This is a genomic window from Arthrobacter sp. 'calajunan', from assembly GCF_046940185.1.
Lineage (GTDB): Bacteria > Actinomycetota > Actinomycetes > Actinomycetales > Micrococcaceae > Glutamicibacter > Glutamicibacter soli.
The window spans coordinates 24117-47487 of sequence record NZ_JBKZDY010000003.1; the positions used below are offsets into that span (position 1 = coordinate 24117).

General features: G+C 63.2%; 22 protein-coding genes. 13 read left to right on the forward strand and 9 right to left on the reverse strand.

Annotation, left to right across the window (positions count from 1 at the left end; all coding sequences use genetic code 11):
* Positions 1-41: 41 nt before the first annotated feature.
* The 3 genes from RF641_RS04945 to RF641_RS04955 all read left to right on the forward strand — a co-directional run bounded on the left by RF641_RS04945 (position 42) and on the right by RF641_RS04955 (position 4897).
* Positions 42-1730: an amidohydrolase gene (locus tag RF641_RS04945; RefSeq protein WP_424572675.1), complete on the forward strand. Its 1689-nt coding sequence runs from the start codon at positions 42-44 to the stop codon at positions 1728-1730.
* A gap of 85 nt (positions 1731-1815) precedes the next feature.
* Complete coding sequence (locus RF641_RS04950) at positions 1816-3474, forward strand: thiamine pyrophosphate-dependent enzyme (RefSeq protein ID WP_424572676.1); 1659 nt, start codon at positions 1816-1818, stop codon at positions 3472-3474.
* A gap of 49 nt (positions 3475-3523) precedes the next feature.
* A complete protein-coding gene (locus RF641_RS04955) occupies positions 3524-4897 on the forward strand; it encodes an NAD-dependent succinate-semialdehyde dehydrogenase (RefSeq protein WP_424572677.1) in 1374 nt (457 codons plus the stop codon).
* Between the two features lie 314 nt (positions 4898-5211).
* Here RF641_RS04955 and RF641_RS04960 read toward each other — a convergent pair whose 3' ends face one another.
* Entirely contained in the window at positions 5212-5688 is a 477-nt protein-coding gene (locus RF641_RS04960; protein ID WP_113607136.1) for a pyridoxamine 5'-phosphate oxidase family protein, read from the reverse strand.
* A gap of 157 nt (positions 5689-5845) precedes the next feature.
* Here RF641_RS04960 and RF641_RS04965 point away from each other — a divergent pair, with 157 nt between their 5' ends.
* Complete coding sequence (locus tag RF641_RS04965) at positions 5846-6091, forward strand: hypothetical protein (protein WP_146955976.1); 246 nt, start codon at positions 5846-5848, stop codon at positions 6089-6091.
* 165 nt (positions 6092-6256) lie between these two features.
* On the opposite strand, the gene RF641_RS04970 is transcribed toward RF641_RS04965, so the two are convergent.
* Positions 6257-6586 (reverse strand): hypothetical protein, encoded by a 330-nt coding sequence (locus RF641_RS04970; RefSeq protein WP_231735887.1) that lies wholly within the window; start codon positions 6584-6586, stop codon positions 6257-6259.
* A gap of 693 nt (positions 6587-7279) precedes the next feature.
* Here RF641_RS04970 and RF641_RS04975 point away from each other — a divergent pair.
* Entirely contained in the window at positions 7280-7936 is a 657-nt protein-coding gene (locus RF641_RS04975; protein ID WP_424572678.1) for a cyclodeaminase/cyclohydrolase family protein, read from the forward strand.
* Here RF641_RS04975 and RF641_RS04980 read toward each other — a convergent pair.
* Together RF641_RS04980 and bcp are read right to left on the reverse strand one after the other, a co-directional pair.
* On the reverse strand, positions 7933-9318 hold the full coding sequence (locus tag RF641_RS04980) for a cryptochrome/photolyase family protein (protein ID WP_424572679.1): 1386 nt from the start codon (positions 9316-9318) through the stop codon (positions 7933-7935). The genes RF641_RS04975 and RF641_RS04980 overlap by 4 nt on opposite strands.
* A 178-nt stretch (positions 9319-9496) precedes the next feature.
* A complete protein-coding gene (gene bcp, locus RF641_RS04985) occupies positions 9497-10009 on the reverse strand; it encodes a thioredoxin-dependent thiol peroxidase (protein WP_424572680.1) in 513 nt (170 codons plus the stop codon).
* 190 nt (positions 10010-10199) lie between these two features.
* On the opposite strand from bcp, the gene RF641_RS04990 reads away from it, so the two are divergent.
* The 4 genes from RF641_RS04990 to RF641_RS05005 all read left to right on the forward strand — a co-directional run bounded on the left by RF641_RS04990 (position 10200) and on the right by RF641_RS05005 (position 14896).
* Positions 10200-11255: an acyl-CoA dehydrogenase gene (locus tag RF641_RS04990; protein ID WP_424572681.1), complete on the forward strand. Its 1056-nt coding sequence runs from the start codon at positions 10200-10202 to the stop codon at positions 11253-11255.
* A complete protein-coding gene (locus RF641_RS04995; RefSeq protein WP_047120298.1) occupies positions 11249-12622 on the forward strand; it encodes a PIG-L family deacetylase in 1374 nt (457 codons plus the stop codon). The genes RF641_RS04990 and RF641_RS04995 overlap by 7 nt, the downstream gene beginning before the upstream one ends.
* Complete coding sequence (locus RF641_RS05000) at positions 12615-13379, forward strand: glycosyltransferase (protein ID WP_181728082.1); 765 nt, start codon at positions 12615-12617, stop codon at positions 13377-13379. The genes RF641_RS04995 and RF641_RS05000 overlap by 8 nt, the downstream gene beginning before the upstream one ends.
* Positions 13380-13519: 140 nt before the next feature.
* Positions 13520-14896 carry an NAD-dependent succinate-semialdehyde dehydrogenase gene (locus RF641_RS05005; protein WP_047120296.1) on the forward strand — a complete coding sequence of 459 codons (1377 nt, stop codon included), beginning with the start codon at positions 13520-13522 and terminating at the stop codon, positions 14894-14896.
* Between the two features lie 68 nt (positions 14897-14964).
* Here RF641_RS05005 and RF641_RS05010 read toward each other — a convergent pair whose 3' ends face one another.
* A complete protein-coding gene (locus tag RF641_RS05010; RefSeq protein ID WP_047120295.1) occupies positions 14965-15222 on the reverse strand; it encodes a DUF4235 domain-containing protein in 258 nt (85 codons plus the stop codon).
* A gap of 37 nt (positions 15223-15259) precedes the next feature.
* Complete coding sequence (locus RF641_RS05015; RefSeq protein WP_424572682.1) at positions 15260-17776, reverse strand: ATP-dependent DNA ligase; 2517 nt, start codon at positions 17774-17776, stop codon at positions 15260-15262.
* Between the two features lie 115 nt (positions 17777-17891).
* On the opposite strand from RF641_RS05015, the gene RF641_RS05020 reads away from it, so the two are divergent.
* Complete coding sequence (locus tag RF641_RS05020; protein WP_424572683.1) at positions 17892-18854, forward strand: non-homologous end joining protein Ku; 963 nt, start codon at positions 17892-17894, stop codon at positions 18852-18854.
* Positions 18855-18861: 7 nt separating this feature from the next.
* On the opposite strand, the gene RF641_RS05025 is transcribed toward RF641_RS05020, so the two are convergent.
* Both RF641_RS05025 and RF641_RS05030 read right to left on the reverse strand, forming a co-directional pair.
* Complete coding sequence (locus RF641_RS05025) at positions 18862-20034, reverse strand: zinc-dependent alcohol dehydrogenase (RefSeq protein ID WP_047120292.1); 1173 nt, start codon at positions 20032-20034, stop codon at positions 18862-18864.
* A gap of 55 nt (positions 20035-20089) precedes the next feature.
* On the reverse strand, positions 20090-20254 hold the full coding sequence (locus RF641_RS05030) for a hypothetical protein (protein WP_424572684.1): 165 nt from the start codon (positions 20252-20254) through the stop codon (positions 20090-20092).
* Between the two features lie 148 nt (positions 20255-20402).
* On the opposite strand from RF641_RS05030, the gene RF641_RS05035 reads away from it, so the two are divergent.
* Positions 20403-21602, forward strand: a complete 1200-nt coding sequence (locus RF641_RS05035; protein ID WP_424572685.1) for a hypothetical protein — start codon at positions 20403-20405, stop codon at positions 21600-21602.
* Between the two features lie 68 nt (positions 21603-21670).
* Here RF641_RS05035 and RF641_RS05040 read toward each other — a convergent pair whose 3' ends face one another.
* Positions 21671-22567, reverse strand: a complete 897-nt coding sequence (locus tag RF641_RS05040) for an SDR family oxidoreductase (protein ID WP_424572686.1) — start codon at positions 22565-22567, stop codon at positions 21671-21673.
* Positions 22568-22884: 317 nt separating this feature from the next.
* Between RF641_RS05040 and RF641_RS05045 the strand changes: the two genes are divergently transcribed.
* Both RF641_RS05045 and RF641_RS05050 read left to right on the forward strand, forming a co-directional pair.
* The gene (locus tag RF641_RS05045; RefSeq protein WP_047120290.1) at positions 22885-23151 is read left to right on the forward strand and encodes a Rho termination factor N-terminal domain-containing protein; all 267 of its coding nucleotides are present in this window, start codon (positions 22885-22887) and stop codon (positions 23149-23151) included.
* An 18-nt stretch (positions 23152-23169) separates the two neighbouring features.
* The gene (locus RF641_RS05050; protein WP_424572687.1) at positions 23170-23343 is read left to right on the forward strand and encodes a hypothetical protein; all 174 of its coding nucleotides are present in this window, start codon (positions 23170-23172) and stop codon (positions 23341-23343) included.
* Positions 23344-23371 lie beyond the last annotated feature (28 nt).

Here is a 23371-nt window from a genome sequence, read left to right on the forward strand (position 1 = left end):
GTTAAATAGATCTTTTATGCATTAGACAGCATGGACTTTGCGTGCGGATACTTGAGGCAGATCACTTCAAGCTCGACGCAGGAGGACCCATGTTCGACGTGCTCTACACCAACGGAACCATCCACACTCAAGACCCGCGACGTCCGATGGCAAAGGCACTGGGGGTGCATCAAGGACGCATCATCTGCCTGGATGACCAAGTGGAGACCCGCCACTTCGCGCAGGTGGTCGACCTCGGCGGCGCGTCAGTCGTTCCCGGCTTCAACGACGCCCACCTGCATCTGACCTTCATCGGGGATGCCCTGCGCCAGGTCGACCTTCGTCCGCAGGCAGTGAAGACCATGGACGAGTTGCTGGCCGCTGTGGATTCCGCGGCTCGTGAGGCCTCCGATGGTGCCTGGGTCATCGGCACTGGCTACGACCAGAACTTCCTTGGCGATGCACACCCCACCGCGCTGGCGCTGGACGCGGTCAGCCACGGCCACCCGGTCTTCCTCTGGCATGTTTCGCGCCACATGGCCGTGGCCAACACCCTCGCCTTCGAGCGCTCCGGCTACCCGGAACGCCGCAACGTGCCGGTGCCCGACGGCGGCGCGGTGCCCAAGGATTCCGCCGGCCTGGCCCTGGGCCTGCTCCAGGAAACCGCCCGCAGCCTGGTGCTGGACCACATCCCGGCCAAAACGATTGAGGACGTGGCCGAGCTGGTTGCGGCCGGCTCGCAGGAAATGCTCAAGCTGGGCGTCACCTCCATCACCGAGCCCGGCGTGGGTGCCCCGGACCACATCGGGCAGAGCACCGTGGATTTGGCCGGCTACCAGCTGGCCCGCGAGCGCGGCCAGCTGGGCGTGCGCGCCACCCTGATGCCCTACCTGACCACCCTGCACCCGCTGGACACCGACAAGGTTGACGGACACACCCGTTACGGCCTGGATTTGGGCCTGCGCAGTGGCTTGGGCGACGACTTCTTGCGACTGGGCCCCACCAAGGTGCTCTCCGACGGTTCGCTGATCGGGCGCAGCGCATTCATGTGCTGCGACTACGCCATCGACGAAGGCAACCGCGGGCTGCTGCAGTTTCCCGAGGACACGCTGCGCGAAAAGCTGATCGGCGCCCACCTGGCCGGCTGGCAGCTGGCCGTGCACGCCATCGGCGACGCCGCGCTGGACGTGGTGATGGACATTGTCGCCGAGGCGCAGTCGCTGCTTCCGCGCACCGACGCCCGCCACCGCATCGAGCACGCCTCGATGGCCTCCGACGCGCAGATCGCCCGCATGGTCCAGCTGGGACTGGTCCCGGTCCCGCAGGGCCGGTTCATCCACGAGCTGGGCGACGGGGTGGCCACCGCGCTGGGAGCCGAACGCCAGCCGCTGGCCTACCGAGTGAAGTCCTTCCTGGACGCCGGCCTGGTCATCCCCGGCTCCACCGACGCCCCGGTGGTCAGCGCGGATCCGATCCTGAACATCGCCTCGCTGGTGCAGCGCACCACGCAGGGCGGTGCCCCCTTCACCGATTCAGAGAAGCTCACCGTGGCCCAGGCGGTGCATGCCTACACCGTGGGCAGCGCCTACGCGGTGCACGAGGAGCACTACAAGGGCAAGCTGGTCCCCGGACAGCTGGCAGACTTCGTAGTGCTCTCCCAGGACCTCTACGAGATCGACGCCGAGCAGATTGCCGAAACCCGCGTGCAAGCCACCGTGGTGGGCGGGGCGCTGGTTTATGGCGACCTCTAGCTCGGCCGCGGCCGCACCGGCCGCCCCCGCACATCCCACCGATTCCATCCCCGCACACCGCACAGCAGCACACAGGAGCAACCCCATGAGCAACTCCCCGAGCAACCCCACCCACGCCGGACAGGCCATCGTCGACTCGCTGGCCCTCCACGGGGTCGACCGCGTCTTCACCGTCCCGGGCGAGTCCTACCTGGCCGTGCTCGACGGCCTGCACGGGGCGAACATCGAGAACGTGATCGCCCGCCAGGAAGGCGGCGCCTCCTACATGGCCGAGGCCTACGGCAAGTTCACCGGACGTCCCGGCGTGGCCATGGTCACCCGCGGCCCCGGCGCCTCCAACGCCTACGTGGGCATCCACACCGCCTGGCAGGACGGCACCCCGATGGTGCTGTTCGTGGGCCTGATCCCGGTGGCGGACCGCATGCGCGAATCCTTCCAGGAATTCGACCCCTACGCCTGGTTCGGCACCCAAACCAAGCGCGTCTTCGTGCTCGACGAGCCGAACCGCGCCTCCGATGTCGTGGCCGAGGCCTTCTTCGCCGCCTCCTCGGGGCGCCCCGGCCCGGTGGTCGTGGGCCTGCCCGAAGACGTAATCACCAAGGAATTCACCGCCGCGCTCACCGCGCCGATCCCGGTTGCCGAGGGCGCAGTGGACGCCGCGCAGCTCGAGGCGATCACCCAGGCGCTGTACGGCGCGCAGCGTCCGCTGCTGATGGTCGGCGGGCAGCGCTGGAGCGCACAGGCCGCCGCCCAGGTCACCGCCTTCGCCGAGAAGAACAACATCCCGGTGGTGCAGGACTGGCACGCCGCGGACCGCATCCCGTTCGGCTCCCCGGTCAACATGGGCTCGCTGGGCTACGGACGCTCGGCCGCCGCGGCCACCATGCTCGCCGACGCCGACGTGCTGGTAAGCATCGGTTGCGTGCTGGGTGATGTCTCCTCCGACGGCTACACCCTGCGCCAGGACCCGGACGCCGTGAACTACGTGATCAGCCCGGACACCACGCTGCGCGGACGCTCGGGCAACCTCAGCGCCCACGTGCTGGCCTCCCCGGTGGCCTTCGCCGCCGCGCTGGAAGGCATCGAGCTGGGCGCCGGTGAACGCTGGGAGGATTGGCGCGCCGCCGGCCGCGAGGCCCAGGTGAAGGTTTCCACCATCCCGGGCGACGAGCAGCTTCCGGCCACCGCCCCGGGCACCGCCCGCATGTCCGTGGTGATGCGCGAACTGATCTCGCGCCTGCCCGATGACGTGGTGAACTCCGTGGGCGCCGGCAACCACACCGCCTGGGCCCAGTGGTACATGCCGACCAACGTCTTCCCTTCGGCGCTGTCCACCCGCAACGGCTCCATGGGCTACTCCATCCCGGCCGCCGTGGTGGCCGCCAAGCAGGCCCCGGCGCGCCTGTCGGTGGCCGTGTGCGGCGACGGCGAGTTCCTGATGAACGGCCAGGAGTTCGCCACCGCGGCGCAGTTCGGCGCCCCGATCCTGGCCGTGGTCATGGACAACCGCCAGTTTGCCACGATCCGCGACCACCAGGAGCACCACTTCCCGGGCCGCGTCTCCGGCACCCAGCTGCAGAACCCTGACTTCGCCGCCTTTGCCCGTGCCTTCGGCGGGCATGGCGAATACGTTGACGACGATGCCCAGGCCGCCGAGGCCGTGCAGCGTGCGCTGGCCGCCGTGGCCGAAGGCCGCCCGGCCCTGATCCACGTGGTCACCGACCAGGCCATCGCCCTGCCCTAGCGCAGTCCGGTCCGTCGAGAACATCCCAACTTTTCCAAGGAGCACGTCAATGAGCACCTATGCAGTCACCAATCCCGCCACCGGGCGCGTGGAGGCCAGCTACGATACGGCCACCGATGCGCAGGTCGCCCAGGCCGTCGCGCAGGCCGATGCGGCCTTCCGCACCTGGTCGAAGTCCGCCATCCAGGACCGCGTGGACCTGCTGAACCGCGTCGCGGACCTGTATGCCGAACGCCGCGAGCAGCTGGCCGCGATCATCACCCGCGAGATGGGCAAGCCGATCTTCCAGTCTGGAATTGAGATCGATATCGTTGTCTCGATCTACCGCTACTACGCGGCGAACGGCCCGAAATTCCTGGAAGACGAGGAACTGGAGGTCGCCAGCGGCGGCACCGCAGTAGTCCGCAAGGAAGCGGTCGGCGCGCTGCTGGGCATCATGCCGTGGAACTTCCCGTACTACCAGGTGGCCCGCTTCGCCGCGCCGAACCTGATGAACGGCAACACCATCGTGCTCAAGCATGCCCCGCAGTGCCCGGAATCCGCGCTGGCCATGGAACAGATCTTCCTGGACGCAGGAGCCCCACAGGGCGCTTACGTCAACATCTTCGCGACCAACGAGCAGGTCGCGGACGTCATAGCCGACGCCCGCATCCAGGGTGTCTCGCTGACCGGCTCGGAGCGTGCCGGTTCCGCGGTGGCGGAGATCGCCGGACGCAACCTGAAGAAGGTGGTGCTGGAACTGGGCGGCTCGGATCCGTTCCTGGTGCTGGATGACGCCGACGTGCCGGCCGCCGCGAAGCAGGGCCTATTCGGCCGCTTCGGCAACACCGGCCAGGCCTGCAACGCGGCCAAGCGCTTCATCGTCGACGAGTCGGTGTACTCCGAGTTCGCCGCGAACTTCGCCGACGCGGTGGCCGGGATCATCGTGGGCGACCCCACCGACCCGAACACCTTCATGGGCCCGCTGTCCTCGATTGCGGCCCGTGACGGCCTGGCCGCGCAGGTGCAGGATGCCATCGACAAAGGCGCTACGGTTCTCGCCGGCGGAGCCAAGATCGAAAGCACAGGCGCATACTACGCTCCGACTATCTTGGCCGACGTCACCCCGGACATGCGTGCGTATTCGGAAGAGCTGTTCGGCCCGGTGGCAGTGCTCTACAAGGTCTCCGGCGACGACGCCGCGGTTCAGTTGGCCAACAGCTCGGACTACGGGCTGGGCGCCTCGGTGCAGACCCAGGATCCTGCGCGTGCGCAGGCCATTGCCGCCCGCCTGGAAACCGGCATGGTTTCCATCAACGAGCCGTCCGGCACCGCCGCGGAGCTGCCCTTCGGCGGCGTGAAGCGCTCTGGAGTGGGTCGTGAGCTGGGCAAGTTCGGGATGGCCGAATTCGTGAACCACAAGCTGGTGAAATTTCCAGGCTAGCGCGCACGATCATGCGCCCGCGGTTGCCTAGAGATAGTTCCGCTCCCGCCTACTTCCCGAATTCCTTGGAAGTAGGCGGGGGTCTGCAGTAGAGAGGCATGTGGCACGTTCCCTTGCTATACATGCTCGTTGGCGTAGGCTCATATATGTCCTTTCTGAACTTGAGGTCTAGCTGGGCCACTCCTAAACTTGGTACGTTCCCGACTGTGCAGTGTTGAACGCTCCAACAGACGTGACTCTTATTGCTTCATGTCGAGGTTGCATTCAATCTCTTGACTAGTTGACTCACGCGTCACTAGTCGGCGCGCGCGAATTTAAAGGTCAACCACCCCAGAATCGCCGGGGTGCGCCTGCTCTCCGGTCAGCTTGTGCTTGACCCAGCTGGCGGCCAGGCTGACCGGCCCTCCCGGATTTTCCCAGTACTCGGCGGATTCGGAACTCACATGCAGCAGCGCGACATTCGGCGATTTGGCTCCGCCGCGGGCGAATGCCTCGACCGCAGGGTTCCAAAGTTCCTCCTTCTTGCCGACATCGCGCACGATCTCAGCGGTGCCGCGGACGGAGACCCAGCTCGTCTTGTCGGAGAACGAGATGTTGATGTTGCGATCCTTCGCCACTTCCTGGGCGATTTCGGATTCTGTCGCGATGAAGAACCAGAGGTCGCCGTCGTCGGTGACTTGAACTGCTGTCAAGGGCCGGCTGAGCAGGTTCTCTCCCGACCGGGTGGTCAGCATGCCCACCTTGATGTCCTCGATGATCTTGACGACTTTTTCTACGTCATTGGTGCTCATGTGTTCCTCCAAAAAGAAGTATTGGATTTGCTTGGGCTGTTTTAGTTGGTTGGGATGCGCTTTGAGACGAGATGCCAACTTGTGAGTTTCAGTTAAAACCCCGGCAACCCCCTTACGGCAGGAGCGGCAGGCGTAAGGTCGAACCCACGTGGAGCCAATGAACCTACAGAAATTGCCGATGAACCGCCGACCTCGCAAGCACCTGCATCTGAATCTCAACGATGACCAATTCGACGATCTCATCAGCGCCTTGGAGAGCCACCGGGATTGTCTCCGACGCTTGAGCGAGGAAGCGGCGAACGGTTTTGGCCTTGGCATCCCCTATTGGGATGGACGGGTGAATGAGATCCAAGAGCTGATCGACGCGGTCCGGCATTGTGCTCGTGGCGATGGGGCGGAATAACCCGTTGCGGGTGTTCCTCCGTCCCTGCGGGATTCCAGGCTCCCGATGACATCACTTGTATGCCTGCCCCACAGAACGTTCTTCGGCGGCCCGGCCGCTGGGCGACCGATTACTGGTCATTGCCCAGCAGCCAAGCGCCGGAATACGTACCGTGCAAAATCCTCGTCAACTATTGAAATGCTGGGCGTAGCTCTTCACTTCGGGTGCACCGTGGAAAACGGGGACTGGGTGCGTGACCGTGCTGCATTCCCAGTACTTCGAGCGAAAAGTCACCAAGCCCTGCAACTCGGCGCGCTCGAAGAGATCCGAAATCGGGGTTGAATCTTTTTCGCATCCCACGGTCTCCAAGGCCGGATTAGGCGTAGCCACATAGAGGAATTTCAGCTCGTCCGTCCGGGGATCGAGCATTGCGACCAGAACTGAGCGGCCATGCATGCTTACTAGTCCCATCACGTCGTTGACGGATTCCGTTGACACCGTCATCACGATTGGCATGCCCTGGGCCCATCCGTACTCGGACAAGTGCTTGCGGCCTTCACGTGACCCGAGAAGTTCCGAGACTCGCTCGGCCGTTTTCGTCCTGACTATACGTCCTGGCATCTGTTTGACCTCCACCTTGTTCGTAACTGTCCGGGTGATCCCGTTGTTCTTGGAACTTCGTGCAGCTCTGGCTTGAGCTTGCGAACTGCACGAAATCCACTGCATTTACGTCACTTAAGGAGTTCTATCTTAATTGGACTTGGTTGTCTCGAAACATGAAGGAAAGTTCAGTTCGCCAGGGAGTGAGCTCAGAAATTTCCATGTCAGATTGCGTTTTAGATGAATTATTATCACCGTGGATAGTTAAAAACGGCCTAGTCAATTAATGAAATATGGTTATATTTCAGCAAGCGACCACCTGAATTACCAAGTGCCCAGCAAAGCAAGACTTCTCGGGGAACTTTGAGGTTTTGTGTAGCCGGGGTCACTTTAGTTGCACTTGCATGTTTTGCCGCCCGGGGATTCGATGGCATCGAATCGCGCCGTGTGCGGCTGCCTGACCCGATGTCGCCATGCAGGTCATTCCGGCAGTTACGGAACTGCCGCGCGCGGCGGTCAATGGGGTTTCGGGGCGGGAAGGCAGTTGGCGGAACTCAGGGGCCACTCAGGAAGCGCTGGCCTGCGGCGGTCTGCGCGCACACTGGTGGCATGGAAAAACCGGAATCCGTATCCACGCAGCAGCTGACGGTCGCGCAATGGACCGAGAAGCTTTCGCAGACCACCGGAGTGCCTGGCGGGGGAGCGGGAAGCGGAGTGATGCTGTCCGTGGCAGCGGCGTTGATCTGCATGGCCGCCGGCTACAGCGAGGATGCCGAGGCTGAGGGAGAAGCGGGGCGCATTAGGCGACGAGGACAAATCTTGCGCAACGAATCCCTCCAGCTGGCGGATGAGGACGCTGCTTGCTCTGCATCCTTCGGTGCGGCTTTCCACGCTCCGGCAGGCGCCGCCCGGTCGGCGGCGATTTGTGGTGCGGCACTGCAAGCTGCCCGGTCCTCTGCCGCCATTGGGAGGCGGGCCGCGGCGGCGGTTGATGACATCCGATGGCTGGCCGAATATGGAAACCAGGCCCTGGTTGCCGACGTGGTCGTCGCCTTGGGAGCGCTGCGGGCCTCGATCTCCGGGTGCCGCGCCAACGTCTGCTTTGATTTGTCGACGCTGCAAGCGCACCGGGACTCTGGGCAACCCGAGGGCGAAGCCGCAGGCCTGTATGGCACCATTGAACAGCTGGACCGCGCGCTGGCGAGCATCGATAAACTGTCCGCCGACATCGATGCCCGGATCAGGGAGCGCCTGTCAGACGACTAGCCCTTGTGGCGGGCTTTCATATGGTCGTAGGATTCAAGGGCCTGGGCTCGCGAGGATTTGAGATCCACAATGGGCTCGTGGGCCACCGGGGCGAACCGCGCCACGTAGGATCCCTGCGGATCAAATTTCTTCGCCTGAAGCTCGGGGTTGAACACCCGGAAATATGGGGCAGCATCTGCGCCGCTGCCGGCAACCCACTGCCAATTGGCGCTGTTGCTGGCCAGATCGGCGTCCACCAGGGTGTCCCAGAACCACTGCTCGCCGACCTTCCAGTGCACTCCCAGATTCTTGACCAGCAGGCTGGCCGTCACCATGCGGACGCGGTTATGCATCCAGCCGGTTTCCCAGAGCTGCCGCATGCCCGCGTCGACCAGGCGGAAGCCTGTCTCGCCGTGCTGCCAGGCGGCAACGTGGGCCGCGGCCTGCGGATCGTCCTCCGGCCACGCCCAGTCGAAGGCGTCGAATTCGCCGCGCAGGTTCTGCGTGGGCAGCGAAGGGTGGTGGTAGAGCAAATGCCAGCAGAAATCGCGCCACGCCAGCTGGCGCCGGACCGCGGCGACGCCCTCGGACGCGCCAGGATTCGACGCTGACTGCCGGCCCAGAGCTTCCCAGACCTGGTGCGGACTGAGGTGCCCCCAGCGCAGGGCGGGGGACAGCGCGCTGGTCCCGTCCAGATCCGGTCGGTCATGATGCTGCGGGTAGTCGGCGGCGATGGATTCGGCGACCTCCTCCAATCTTGAGTGCGCCTCGGCTTCTCCAGGGACCCACCTTGCGGCCAGCCCACCGGACCAGTCGGGGTTGGTGGGAAGCAGGTCCCAGCTCTCCAGGTCCTCGCTGGCTGGAAGGCTGTTCACGGTTTCCTGCGGTTCAGGGGCCGGCAGGACCGGACGCAGCTCGGCATCGCGCAGCTTGTTGTAGAACGGGGTGAAGACCTTGTAGGAGTTGCCCTCCTGGGTCTGGAGTTCCCAGGGCTCGTGCAGCAATGAGCCTGCGTAGCTGTGCGCTTCGCGTCCCGCGCCGCGAAGCTTCGCCTTGGCCAGCGCATCGACTTCCCGTTCGGCTTCCGAGTATCGGCGGGTCCAATGGATGCCCTGCGCTCCGCAGTCCTCGGCCAGCGTGTTGATGATTTCCGCTGCCTGTCCGCTACGCAGAACCAGTGGAACACCCAGCTCGGCCAGTGATTCGCGGAGGCTGAGCAAAGCGTGGTGGAGCCACCAGCGCGCGGCGCCGCCAAGCGCCCGCAGTCCGGGGGATTGCTCGTCGAAGACGTAGACGGCGATGGCCGGACCTGCAGCCATGGCGGCGGTCAGCGCCGGATGGTCTGCGGTGCGCAGGTCGTCGCGGAACCAGACAAGCTGGAGCGGGGCGGTTGTGCGGGGCATGCAGTTCCTTTGGCTTGGGAATAATGCTAGCTTAGCTAACTTTTAGCCCGGCAAAAGTCCACTATGGTGCGGAGTATCAGATGGCGACTGTGCGGACGCAAAAGGATGGGTGCGGGAACCTTCGGCCCCTGCGCCCATCCTCGGCCGAATTCAGGAGGGCCGCCTGGTCTTAGGGACTTTAGATACCCAGCTCATCACGCAGGCGGGCCACGTGGCCCTTGGCATCCACGCTGTACTCCACATGACTGATCTTCCCTTCAGGGTCCACCACTGCCGTTGAGCGCAGCGTGCCCACGAAAGTCTTGTCCCCAAAGGTCTTTTCGCCGAAAGATCCGTAGGCTTTCGCCACGGCATTGTCCGGATCGGAGAGCAACGGGAAGTTCAAGGACTCATCCGAAGCGAACTGGCTATTGGCTTCCGGCTCGTCGGGAGAGATGCCCAAAACCGAATAACCAGCAGCGTGCAGCGAATTCAGGTTGTCGCGGAAGTCGCAGGCTTCGGTCGTGCAGCCCGGGGTTGCCGCCTTTGGGTAGAAGTAGACGATGACATTCTTGCCAGAGTAGTCGGAAAGCGAAACAACCTCGGATTCGGTGTTGCGCAGGGAGAATGCGGGGGCCTGCTGGCCCACGGCCAGGGGAGCGGAATGTTCAGCCACGATCTCAACTTTCGTATTACGGTAATTTCTTTTCATTCTAGGTGTTTCCGGTCTCCCCTGCTAGGGGGAAGCCCGAAAAGAACTCGAGCGCTTCAGCAATAGTGCACAGCACCTCAAGGGCATGTAGGGACTGCCGCACCGAGTTCGTTTTGTGGAAATTTTCAGATTGCCTGGGGGCTCCATGCCGCTGACTTACACTGAGTGGCAACGACAGAGAGGAGCCCCGGTGGAATCGACACCAGTTCTGTTTTCGCGTGGCGATAGGGCTGATGCCGCAGATCAAGAGGGCACATGGTGGGCCAGCGCGCCTCATCTGCTGCATGTGGCCGCCGGGTGCAAAGGCCACGCCACCCCCATCCTGCATGCGCTGAAACAGATCGAAGGAGAGCTGCCGGTGCCGGGCAACGGCTCGACGCGGCAGTTGTGGGAATTTTTCGCCTCGGTCGCGGCCCTGGACCTCGTCGCCGCGCGCACGCTCGAACCGCACTTTGATGCCGCCGCCATACTGCACCAGGCCGACATGCCGTGGCCCCAAGCGACCACGTGGGGTGTTTTTGCCGCGGAGGCACCTGGCCAGCGGCTCGAAGCCAGCCGATTCTCAGGGCAATGGACACTGACTGGAATCAAGCCTTGGTGTTCCCTGGCGGGAGAATTGACTCACGCCTTGATCAGCGCGCACACCTCGCAGGGCCGGCAATTGTTCATGATCGAGCTGGGTGGGCCGGAAACAGAACTTGCCGATAGCAGCTGGGTCAGCCGGGGATTGCAAGAAGTCCCGAGCGGATCACTTCGGTGCATGGACACTCCGGCGCAACCGGTGGGGGAAGCCGGCTGGTATCTTGAACGCTCCGGCTTCGCCGTGGGAGGCGTTGGCGTCGCGGCGTGCTGGTTCGGCGGGGCCGTCGGGTTGTTCCGGCACCTGCTGGGCACGGCGCGCACGCGCGAACCAGACCAGCTGGCCTTGGCTTGGCTGGGGGAGGCCGACAGGCTCCTCGCCTCCGGGGCCGCCATGCTCGAACGCGCTGCGGAGCTTGCGGATCGAGAACAGCTCGGCCCGCGTCAAGCCGCGCAGACCAGAGGAGAAATCGCCCGGATCTGTGAACGCATGATCCACATCAGCGGCCATGCCACTGGGCCCGGGCCGTTGGCCTTGGATGAAGAGCATGCCCGCCGGGTTGCAGATCTCTCGATCTACATTCGCCAGCACCATGCCACACGCGATGATGCCGCGCTGGGACGGATGCTTCTGGAGGACCGGAGTAAGGAACAAGAACCATGGTGACGTTCAGCCATCTGCAGCAAGGAACCTCTGCCCAAGCTTGGCGTGACTGCGGAATCGAGGATCTGGAGGTTCTGCCGTTGGACCAGGTCTTCGAATCAGCGCAACGGCTGCTGGTTCTCGCAGCCCACCCCGACGACGAAACGCTCGGCGCCAGCGGTTTGATGCAGGAAGCCCTGCGGCGCAACATCACCGTGGAGGTGCTCCTCTGCACCGACGGGGAAGCTTCCCATCCTGGCTCCTCGACCCACTCCGCACAGCAGCTGGCCCGCTTGCGTGCAGGGGAAGTCTCCCAAGCCATGATGCAGCTTGGCCGGGACAGCGGCACCGGCCCCGGGATCACGGTTCGCAGGCTGGGTCTTCCCGACGGACAGCTGGCCGCACATCGCGCAGAACTCCACGAAGCCCTGCTTGACCGTGCACAGGAAGCACCGTGCGTGCTGGCCAGCACCTACCGGGCAGATGCCCATACGGATCATGATGTCCTCGGACTCGTCGCCGCGGGCATCGCGCAGCAACTGTCGCTCTTCCACCTGGAGTTCCCCATTTGGTACTGGCATTGGGCCTCACCGCTCGAGGACGGCCGATGGTGGCATTGGAACAGGCTCGAACTGGATTCGGCAGCGCTGGATGCCAAGCGAAAAGCCTTATCCGCGCACCAGTCGCAAACGCAGCCCCTGTCCGACCAGCCCGGGGACGAGGCAATGCTCAGTGCCGAAGTCATGGAGCACTTCCTGCAGTCCCAGGAGATCTTCCGGCTGACCCGTTCCGGAGAGAAAGATACCGCCATGACCTCTTCGGTTTTCGAAGATCTCTATCTGGATCAACCTGATCCGTGGAACTACAGGGACAGCGGGTACGAGGAAAGGAAGCGCGGAATACTGCTCAGCTCCCTGCCCCGGAAGCACTACGGCACGGTGCTGGAACTTGGGTGCTCCATTGGAATCCAAACCTCGGCATTGGCTGAACGCTGTACGTCTCTGGTGGCGATTGACTCAAGCCGAACCGCGCTGGAGCAAGCGCAGCGCGAAACCGCGCGCTTCGAGCACGTGCGATTGGAACAGCGTCTGCTTCCCGAGCAATGGCCGGAACTCGCCCATGGCACGGTCGATCTGGTCGTCATCAGCGAGATCGGCTACTTCTTGGCCGCCGACGAGCTTGAAGAACTCCTAGGCCTGTGCGAATCTGTCTTGGCCCCCGGCGGTGAACTGCTGCTCTGCCACTGGCTCCACCCCATCGAGGGATGGCCTCTGGACGGGCAGGCTGTTCACCGGATTGCCCACCGCCGGCGGTGGGACCGTCTGGTGATGCATGAAGAGCGGGACTTCTTGCTGGAAATCCTTCGCAAACCCGGGCAGTTGGATGGCTAGAAGACTGCGGACAATACTGGTTGTCATTCCCGCCCATAACGAAGAGCGGTACATCCTCGACTGCCTGGAAGCCGTGGACCGGTCGAAGTTGAACCTGCAAGCGGTTTGCCCAGGCATCGCCGTGCACACCATGGTGGTGCTGGACACCTGCACGGACAGCACTGCGCAGCGTGCCAGCGACTTCGCGGCCACACACCCGGGCTATTTTGCCCACCACGTGAACTTCGGTAATGTCGGAGCGACCCGCGCCTTCGGTATTGCCCAAGGGCTCAACCGACTGCCGGGGCCGCACGGGACATCAGAAACCTGGATTGCCTGCACCGATGCCGACACGAGGGTTCCAGAGAACTGGCTGAAGGAATTCGCCGTGGCCTATCTCGGGGGGGCTGATGCGGTGACCGGCACTGTGGAACCCGACCGGGTCGAATTGGCCCCGCAACTGTACCGGCAGTGGCGGGAACGCTACGTGCTGGCGCCCCACCATCCGCATATCCACGGGGCAAACCTCGGGGTCAGCGCCACGGCGTACTTGCAGGTCGGGGGTTTCAAGACCTTGGCAGCCCATGAGGACGTTGAGCTCGTGGCCAGACTCAGGCGTCGCGGATACCGCGTGGTCGCCACGGACCAATTGCATGCGGTCACCTCAGGCCGCTTGGAAGGGCGGCTGAAATCCGGTTTCGCGGATTATCTTTCCGCGCTCGCCGGCGAAACTGGAACCTGCGCTGACAACTCCTTGGATACCATCAGAGCCGGTTGAAGCGGCAGCGGGATTTCATTGGCTGCGAACAGAGATGATGATTTGCTTCAAGCGCTGTCTCTTCCTGCCCGAACATGGAACGCTGGATGTGGAACATCGCGCAGAAATCCGAGCGCAGCCGAACGTCAGCAAGGAGCATCATGAGCCAGTACGCAGTGACCAACCCCGCGACCGGAGTTGTCGAGGCAACCTACCCTACTGCCACCGATGAACAGATCCAAGAAGCGCTGGCCACCGCAGATGCCGCCTATGCGGACTGGTCCCGCACCACGCTGGACGAACGCGTGGCGCTGCTGGAGAAAGTCGCGGACATCTACGAGGAGCGCGCCGAGGAGCTGGCCGCCATCATCACCCGTGAAATGGGCAAGCCCATCAGCCAGTCCCTGGGCGAGATCGGGCTGGTCGTTTCCATCTACCGCTATTACGCCAAGAACGGGCCGAAGTTCCTGGAAGACGAGGAACTGGAGGTCGCCAGCGGCGGCACCGCAGTAGTCCGCAAGGAAGCGGTGGGCGTGCTGCTGGGCATCATGCCGTGGAACTTCCCGTACTACCAGGTGGCCCGGCTCGCGGCTCCGAACCTGATGATCGGCAACACGATCCTGCTCAAGCACGCCCCGCAGTGCCCGGAATCGGCCCTGGCCATGGAGCAGATCTTCAAGGACGCAGGTGCCGCCCAGGGGCTGTACGTGAACATTTTCGCCACGAATGACCAGGTTGCAGACGTCATTGCCGACCGCCGCGTCCAGGGCGTCTCGCTGACCGGCTCCGAGCGTGCAGGCTCTGCGGTGGCGGAAATTGCCGGCCGCAACCTGAAGAAAGTCGTGCTGGAGCTCGGCGGCTCCGATCCCTTCGTGGTGCTTCCGGACGCGGACATCAACCGCACCGCGAAGCTCGGGATGCGGGCGCGCTTCGGCAATACCGGCCAAGCCTGCAACGCGGCCAAGCGCTTCATTGTTGATTCCTCGGTCTACGACCAGTTCGCCCAGGCCCTGACCGAGCAGGTCGCCGGCATCAAGTCCGGGGACCCCACGCAGAAGGAAACCTTCCTCGGCCCGCTGTCCTCGGCCTCTGCGCAGTCGGGGCTGGCTTCCCAGGTGGAAGACGCCATTTCCAAGGGTGCGACAGTGCTGGCTGGCGGCAAGCCGGTGGCTGGCGACGGCGCCTACTTCGAACCGACCATCCTTGCCGATGTGACCCCGGATATGCGTGCGTTCTCCGAGGAGCTGTTCGGCCCGGTGGCAGTGCTGTACAAGGTGGACGGGGAAGAAGAAGCCATCGCCTTGGCCAACAACAGCGACTACGGGCTGGGTGCGTCCGTCCACACCCAGGATCTGGAGCGTGCGCACCGCATCGCCGCGCAGCTGCAGGCGGGCATGGTTTCCATCAATGAGCCCTCCGGCTCGGCCGCAGAGCTGCCGTTCGGCGGCGTGAAGCGCTCGGGCATCGGACGCGAGCTAGGCAAGTACGGCATGGAAGAATTCATCAACCGCAAGCTCGTGAAGGTCTCCAGCCGCTGACCCGGACTGTGCATCTTAAGCGCATGGCGGCGCTCCCGGAGGGGAACGCCGCCATGAGTCTGCCGCCGCTAGTGCGAGCGGACCTTGGCTTCCAAGCCGCGCGTCCAGCGCTTGGTGACTGCCTGGATTACCGCAGCGCTGGCTCCGGAGATCACGGCAAAGGAGAGCACCTTGCCCAGCTTTTCCTGTTGTTGCTGCTCGGGGTTGGTCAGCGTGGGAGGGAGGTCGCCGGTAGTTTTCTTCCACACCGTGCTGACCAGCTTGGTTCCGACCCACCCGGCAGCCAGGGAAACCACCGTACCGAAGAGCTTGACCAGAATTTTCATTGTTCATACCTTCCGTTGACGTGCATTGCTCGTTGGATTACTTCATGAGGCTGCCGGGGTGTTCCCAGCGCACCTCAGCGGGCTCCTTGTCATCTCGCCAACCGCGCCAGACCGGATGCCGCAGCCGCCCGTCCTTTGTCAGTTCGCTGTAACGGACCTCCGCCACATATTTCGGGGTTACCCAGTGCGCATCGCGCTGGAACTGCGCCGGGATGTGCTTGACCGGTGGGGTCTTGCGCGCGATCTTCTCCAGACGTTCGCGGATCTCCTTCAACTGCAGATCCGAGAACCCCGTGCCGACCCGACCGATGAACTCCAACTCATCGCCGGCGGGGACGGCCAGCAGCAGCGAGCCGATACTTGACGCGCGGTTTCCCTGTCCCTTGGTCCATCCGATAACCAGGGCCTCCTGATCCAGCAGGTGCTTGATCTTCACCCAGCTGCCGCTGCGCCGGCCCGGTTCATAGTCGCCGGTGCATTCCTTGGCCAGCACCCCTTCCAATCCCAGCTCGAGGCTTGTCTTCAACGCGGCCTTCAAGGTGGGTCCGGTATGAGCAGGAGGTACCTTAATGTACTGTCCGTCGGAGACCGCATGTTCAAGGTATTTGCGGCGATCCACATATTGTTCACCGATCAGGTTCTCGGGCTTTCCGCCCTTGCTCCGGGGAAGCTGCAGGGCATCGAAAAGCATGAAGTTGAGCTTAATGGCCTGCGCTTGCCGGAGCCGGTTCTTGCGCCGATGCGAGATGCGCTGCTGCAACAGGGAAAAGCTCGGGCGCGCTGAACCGTCCAGGGCGACGATTTCGCCGTCCACGATCGCGCCCTCGGGTGCAAGCACCGCAAGTTCCTGTAGCTCGGGAAAATCTTCGGTCATGTCGTTGCCGTTGCGGCTGAGCAGTTTCACCTTCCCGTTCTCGACCTTGGCCAGGGCGCGGTACCCGTCCCATTTCATTTCGAAGCACCAGTCGTCGCCTTCGATGATGTCCTCCGGCACCCCGGAGCTGGCCAGCATGGGTTTGGGAACCTCGTCCAGCAGGCTGGATTCAGGGATGTCTTCCGGAACCGTCGAATCCTCGGAAGGCTGCTCCTTGGTGAGCTGCAGCAGCCAATTGTCCTGGTCTCCCATGCCGCGAGCCTGGATCAGCACGAAGCGGCGCGGAATGCCGCCGAGCCCTCCGTCTTCGCGTCCGGACAGCACCGCGATGATCTCCTGGCCATCCCGCCATTTCTCAATGGTGCATTCACCGGCATCCCAGATCGACACCTCTCCGGCGCCATACTGGCCCTTGGGAATCGTTCCTTCGAAGGTTCCGTAGTCCAAGGGATGGTCTTCGGTCATCACAGCCAGCCGCTGGATCCCCCTCTGGAGCGGGGGCCCCTTCGGGACGGCCCAGGAGACCAGGACCCCCTCGTGCTCCAGCCTGAAATCCCAGTGCAGCCTGCGGGCATGGTGCTCCTGGATCACGAAAGACACGGGTTTTTCCGAATCCGTAGCCGCAGCCCGCGCGGTTTTCCGGGTCGCGGGCGGTTGTGGCACGGGTTCAGGAGTGAGCTTTGCATCACGCTTGGAGCGGTAGACCGCGAGCCGGTCTGTTCCCTGTTCCGCCAGAGGCGCCAGAGCCGCCAGGGGATCAAGGCCGTCGGACAGCCGGTCCAATACTTCGTGGAAGTCCAGGTGCTCCAGGCCGGGAGACTCGATTTCTTCCCATGTGCGAGGCGCGGCCACCATGGGACGCGAACGCCCGCGCAGCGAATACGGGCATACCGTGGTTTTCGCGGCGTTATTCTGGCTCCAATCCACCAGCACCTTGTTCTCGCGCAGGGATTTCTTCATATTTGCCACCACAAGCCGGGGGTGCTTGCGTTCCAGCGAGGCGGCGAGTTCCTTGGCCACCTCATTGACCTGGTCGGAGGTTGCCGTGCCGTCAAGACCGGCGTAAAGGTGGATTCCCTTGGATCCGGAGGTCACCGGAAAAGGCCGCAGGTCCATGCCCTCAAGGATTTCGCGGCATAGCAAAGCCACTTCGGCGCACTGGGCCAAGTCTGCGCCGGGACCGGGATCCAGATCCAGCACGAGCCGGTCGGGATGCTGTTGTTCCAGGCTCGCATTGAAACGCCATTGGGGAACGTGGATCTCCAACGCTGCGACTTGCCCGAACCATGCCAGTACTGCCGCATCGTTGGCCAAGGGATATGTATTGGAATGGGTTTTGTGCTCCAGACGGGCTGTGGGAATCCAGCTTGGGGCCGAATCCTCCAGATCCTTGCGGAAGAACACGGTTCCCGGGTTCTGTGCCGTGCCGATCCCGTCCACCCAGCGTTTTCTGGTTGCCGGGCGCCATGCCGCATGCGGCAGCAGGGCCGGGGCCACCCGCTGCAGGTAGTCGATGACTTCGCCCTTGGTCGTCCCGGTTTCCGGGTACAGCACCTTATCCAGATTGCTGACCTTCAGGGTGCGGCCATCAACGGTGACCGTTTGTTCCCTGCGAGCCATATCCACCCCTTTCCTTAGGCTTTGACCACCACTCTCCCTGCCGGTGCCCGGCAAATCCACCTTTCCTAGGGACTTTTGCGATTAGGCTGCGGGGGCACCAGCGATGACCTTGAAATGGGCTGGCAAGCATGGTGTCGCTCTATGCCCGTGGCGGCAGCGGTGCTTCACTGGGCCTATGAGAGCTATATGGACTGGATCAATAGCCTTCGGGCTGGTCAATGTACCGGTGAAAGCCTACGGCGCGACCGAGGACCACGATATTTCCCTGCACCAGGTCCACTCCGCGGACGGCGGCCGGATCAAATACGAACGCCGCTGCGAGATCTGCGGTAAGAAGATCAAATACAAGGACATCGACAAGGCCTACGATGACGGCGAGCGCACCGTGGTGCTGACGGACGAAGACATGGACGCGTTGCCCGCGGAGAGAAGCCGCGAGATCGAGGTAGTGCAGTTCATCCCGGCTGACCAATTGGACCCGCTGATGCTGGAGAAAAGCTACTATCTTCAGCCCGATTCCAAATCGCCCAAAGCCTATGAGCTGCTGCGGCGGACCTTGGAAGATACCGACAAGTTGGCCGTGGTGCGTTTCGCCTTGCGCCAGAAGACCCGGCTGGGCGTGCTGCGGGTGCGGTCGAAGGCCATGGTGCTCCAGTCGATCATGTGGGCCGATGAATTGCGGGATGCCGGGTTTGCCGAACCGGAGAAGACCGCCCGGATCAGCGCGCAGGAGTTGAAGATGTCCGCCACGCTGGTGGAATCCTACAGCGGGGACTTCACGCCCGAGGACTTCAGCGACGACTACCAGATCCAGCTGCAGCAGCTGATCGATGCCAAAATCGAGCAGGGTGAAGACCTTGATACCGAAGCGACTTTCGGAGCGGCCTCCTCGCAGGATGGCGAGGAAGGTGTCCTTGATCTGATGGAAGCGCTCAAGCGCAGCATTGCAGGCAACGGCAAGTCCGCCGGCAAGGGATCTGCGGGCAAGCCATCCGGGCGTGCTTCCGGGACCAGGACACCCAAGAAATCCACGGGTTCCTCCAGCAAAGCCGGGAAATCCGGGACAGCGAAAAAGAAGAAAGCCTCCTCCTCGGCGAGCAAGAAGAAGGCTTCCTCGGACTCCGAGAAGTCCGCCTGAGTCGGCTTTAGGGCTGCAGGACCACCTTGATGCAGCCGTCCTGCTTCTTCTGGAAGGTGCTGTACATCTCGGGCCCTTCGGACAGGGGCTTGGTATGCGTTACCAAGTCATCCAGTCCGATCGGATCCTTGGAGTCCTCGGTCAGCGGCAGCAGCTCATCGGTCCACGACCTCACGTTGCACTGTCCCTGGCGGATCTGGATCTGCTTGTCGAACAGCTTGACCATCGGCATCGGGGTCGCCGCACCGGCGTAGACGCCGCTGATGGAGATCGTGCCTCCGCGCCGCACCGCGTCCGTGGCGGCGGTCAGCACGATATTGCGATCCATGGAGGCTGTTTGCATGACCTGCTGGGCGGCAGGATCCGGCAGCAGGCCGGTGGCTTGCTGGAGCAAGGCCGCGGTAGGGGAGCCATGCGCTTCCATCCCCACGGCATCGAGCACCGCGTCCGGGCCGCGGGAGGTCAGATCCCGCAGGGCAGTGGCTGTCTCCTTGGTGAAGTCCAGGGTCTCAATGCCATGGCGGGCGGCCATGGCGCGGCGCTCGGGGACCGGATCGATGCCGAGGACGCGATACCCCAGGTGCCTGCCGATGCGTGCCGCGAGCTGGCCTACCGGGCCCAAGCCGAAAACGGCCAACGATCCTTCCTCGGGGACGTCGGCATACCGTACACCTTGCCATGCGGTAGGCAGGATGTCGGAGAGGAACAGATAGCGGTGGTCCGGCAGGTCCGAGCCCACCTTGATCGCACCGTAGTCCCCATGCGGGACCCGGAGGTATTCAGCCTGCCCGCCGGGAACCTGGCCATACAGTTCCGAGTAGCCGAGGAACGCCGCGCCTTTGCCATGGCTGCGCACCTGGGTGGTTTCGCACTGTGATTGCAGCCCGCGCGTGCACATCCAGCAGTGCCCGCAGGAGATGTTGAACGGGATGACAACCCGGTCTCCGGGTTGCACGGAGGTGACTGCGGAGCCGACCTCCTGGACGATGCCCATGGTTTCATGCCCCAGGACGTCGCCTGCGTGCATGAAAGGACCCAAGAGCTCATACAAATGCAGGTCGGAACCGCAGATCGCGGTTGAGGTGACCTTGATGACGATGTCGGTCGGTTCCTGGATCCGGGGATCCGGGACCTCGCTGACCTCGACTTTCCGCTTGCCCTGCCAAGTGAGTGCCTTCATTTTCCCTCCAGTCTTCGTTGTTTCCGAGCGCGTCCCAATGGTTGGTGCGCTGATGTCAGTCCGTGTTGAACTGGGCGGTCTCTTCCTGGTCCGGATCCTGCTCCTTGGCTTTTTCCTTCCGGGAGCGCTGCTGCGATGCGGACTGCGCATCCTCCTGCTCGGGCATCTGCTGATCCTGCGATGATTCGTTGGCATCTTGCGAAGGCTCTGAGTGGTTCATAGATGTATTCCTTACCTGGAAATGGGGCGGGGAGCATTGCGATCCTGACCATTCCACATGCGTTGCGGGTCTTCAAGAGATTGCGCATAGGCGTTTGCTGGGAATGCCGAACCCCGGAATTCCGCGGATTTCCAGCATTTGTTGGTCCATGAACCTGCAAGCAAGCTGGACACAGCTTGGAAGGGCTTTCGTGACTGCCTACGGTGATGCGAAAGGCCGGATTCCAAGTGATAGGGAGGGATTTTGCGTGGAAGATCATCGGGAGGCGCAGCCCAGACCTTCCAGGGTGGTTGGACTTATTGCCGACCCGGGGATCGCCCAGGGCATGGCGAACAAGGTCCACCAGAAGCTGGAGAAGAAGCTCAACAGCGACGCGGAGCGGCAGTTCAACTGGGAAATCATGATCGATCCGCTCAGCCTTCCCCTGAGCGAGTCGGGAAGCGTGATCTTGAACGAGAATGTCCCTCGATTGAGGGAGAAATACACGTGGGACTACATCATCTACCTCACCGACGCACCCCACTACGAACAGGGGCGGCCGGTGCGATCGGTGCTCAGCCCGGAACAGGGCACGGCGACGCTGAGCCTGCCCAGTCTCGGACTGGTGACCGCGGGGAGCGTTGCCCGAGCGCTTGAGGAGGTTCTGGCCGAGCTTGCCACCGGGAATCTGCCGGAGCCGTCCCCGTCTCCCCTCGGTAAAGCCCTGAGCGTGCGCGGCAGCATGCGCAGCGACGAGGACACCCCCTCGCGCATCGACAGCATCGAGGGTTTTCGCGGCCGGGTGCTGCTGACCATGGGGATGATCCGCATCAACCGGCCGTGGCGCTTGGTGCCGCAATTGTCTTCCGCGATGGCCGGCGCAGCGGCGACCGGTGCCTTCGGCGTCTTCTACACGAGCATTTGGTCGATGGCCGACTACCTGGCCAGTTCGAGGCTTGCGTTCATCACGCTGGCCAGCATCCTCATGCTTTCGCTGTGGTTGCTTTTCCATAACAGGCTGTGGGAAAAACCGCGCGGACACCGGCGCAAGGAGCGCTTGCTCATTTACAACGTAGCTACGGTGCTCACGGTGGCCTCGGCCGCAGCCGCCATGTACCTCCTGCTGTTCCTGGCGCTGCTCGTGGCGTCGCTGGTGGTTATCGACCAGGAGTTCCTCGCCTCCCAGCTGGGCCACGAGGTGTCGATGTCCGAATACCTGAACCTTGCCTGGCTCGCGGCGTCGCTCGGCACGTTGGGCGGTGCCATCGGTTCGAGCTTCGATGACGTGCAATCTGTGCAGCGAGCGACCTTCAGCCAACGTGAATACGAGCGTCGCAATCTCAGCTTGGATGACGCGGACGAGTTGTAGGACGCGCAAAACGGTGCGGGTGCCAGCTCATTGGCTGGCACCCGCACCTTGTCTTCAGCCGGTATGGCCTACGGCTGGTTCTTGCCGCCGTTGACATGCACGGTGGACCCGACCACGTAGGAGGCGTCGTCGCTGGCGAGGAAAACGTACGCCGGGGCGACCTCGACCGGCTGGCCAGCGCGCCCCAGCCAGGTGTCGTGCCCGAACTCGGGCAGCGCCTCGATGGGCTGGCCGTCCGAAGGCTGCAAAGGGGTCCAGATGGGCCCGGGAGCTACTGCGTTAACCCTGATGCCGCGCGATGCGGCCTGTTCGGCCAGCGACTTCGTGAAGTTGCTGATGGCCGCCTTGGTGGCCGCGTAGTCCATGAGGTGCGCCGAGGGATCGAACGCCTGGATGGAGGTCGTGTTAATGATCGCGCCTCCCTCTCCGATCACCTGCAGCGCGGCCCGGCTGAGGGCGAACATCGCAAAGATATTCACGTCGAAGGTGGCCTCGACCTGGTCATCGCTCAATTCCTCCAGCGAGTCCACGCTGATCTGCTTGCCCGCATTGTTCACCAGGATGTCCAGGCCGCCCAGCGCGGAGGCGGCTTCGTGGACCAGCTTGTCGCGGTATTCGCGGTCGCGCAGGTCGCCGGGCAGATGATACACCTGGACCCCGGCGTCCTCCAGAACCGAGGCAATGGTCACGGCATCGCTTTTCTCTGCCGGCAAATAAGCCAGGGCCACATCGGCGCCTTCACGGGCGAAGGCGATGGCCACGGCGGCGCCGATCCCGGAATCGCCGCCGGTGATCAGCGCGCGCTTGCCCTCCAGCCGGCCGCGACCCTGATAGCTGCGCTCACCGTGATCGGCCTGCGGCTTCAGCTCGCTGTCCAGCCCCGGCTCGGGCTGGCGCTGCTCGGGAGGACTGATGCGCTCCTTGTTCACGGGTTCAGTGTGTTCTGGCTGAGATTTCTCGGTCATGAAGATTCCTTCCAGAGTTCCAAGACACCCGGACCGGTCTAGGTCGGGCGTCGCGCGGTACAAGCCCAGTGTTCGACCAGGCGCACCGTCGATAAACCTTTGCAGAGGGTTTAGCGGTGGGAACCAGCATTTTCACGGATTCGACTCAGCAACCGCCGATGCTGGCGGGATATGTGCTAGGGGTCGAAGTCTGGGTTTTCCCGCAAAGCGGGAACCAGTTCCTTTCGGTCCTCGGCCCAGGCGGCTAGCGTGGGCTGAACAGCCGGATGCCATCCGCAACGCATCCGGGGATCGAGGCTCGGAAACGGAGGATTTTCATGGCCGAGAAATCTAGCAGTCGTATCAAGGACGAAGAACTGTACGAAGAGCTCCGCGAAGAAGGCAATTCCAAGCAGAAGTCCGCACGGATCGCCAACGCGGCAGCCAGGGATGGACGCAAGGCTGTTGGAAAGCGCGGCGGCAAGTCGGGCAGCTATGAGGACTGGAGCGTCAGCGAACTGATGGAAAAAGCCCGTGAAGTCGGTATCAATGGGCGCTCCAAGATGCGCAAGAGCGAGCTGATCGAAGCCCTGCGCAATTCATAGTCTCTCGAGGAGATCAAGATGACCCAGAAACGAAGCCGGGACGAATCGGCACGCACTACTCAACCGGACCAGAAAACGGAGCCCCGGGAGCACACCGAGGACGAGCAGGTAGCCCAGCGGGGCCGGATTTCGCAGACCACCTCGACCTCGGAAAGCCACGACGAGGATGACGAACGATTCGACGCAGGGTAACTAGCAGGTATCAAGGATCAACAAGGAG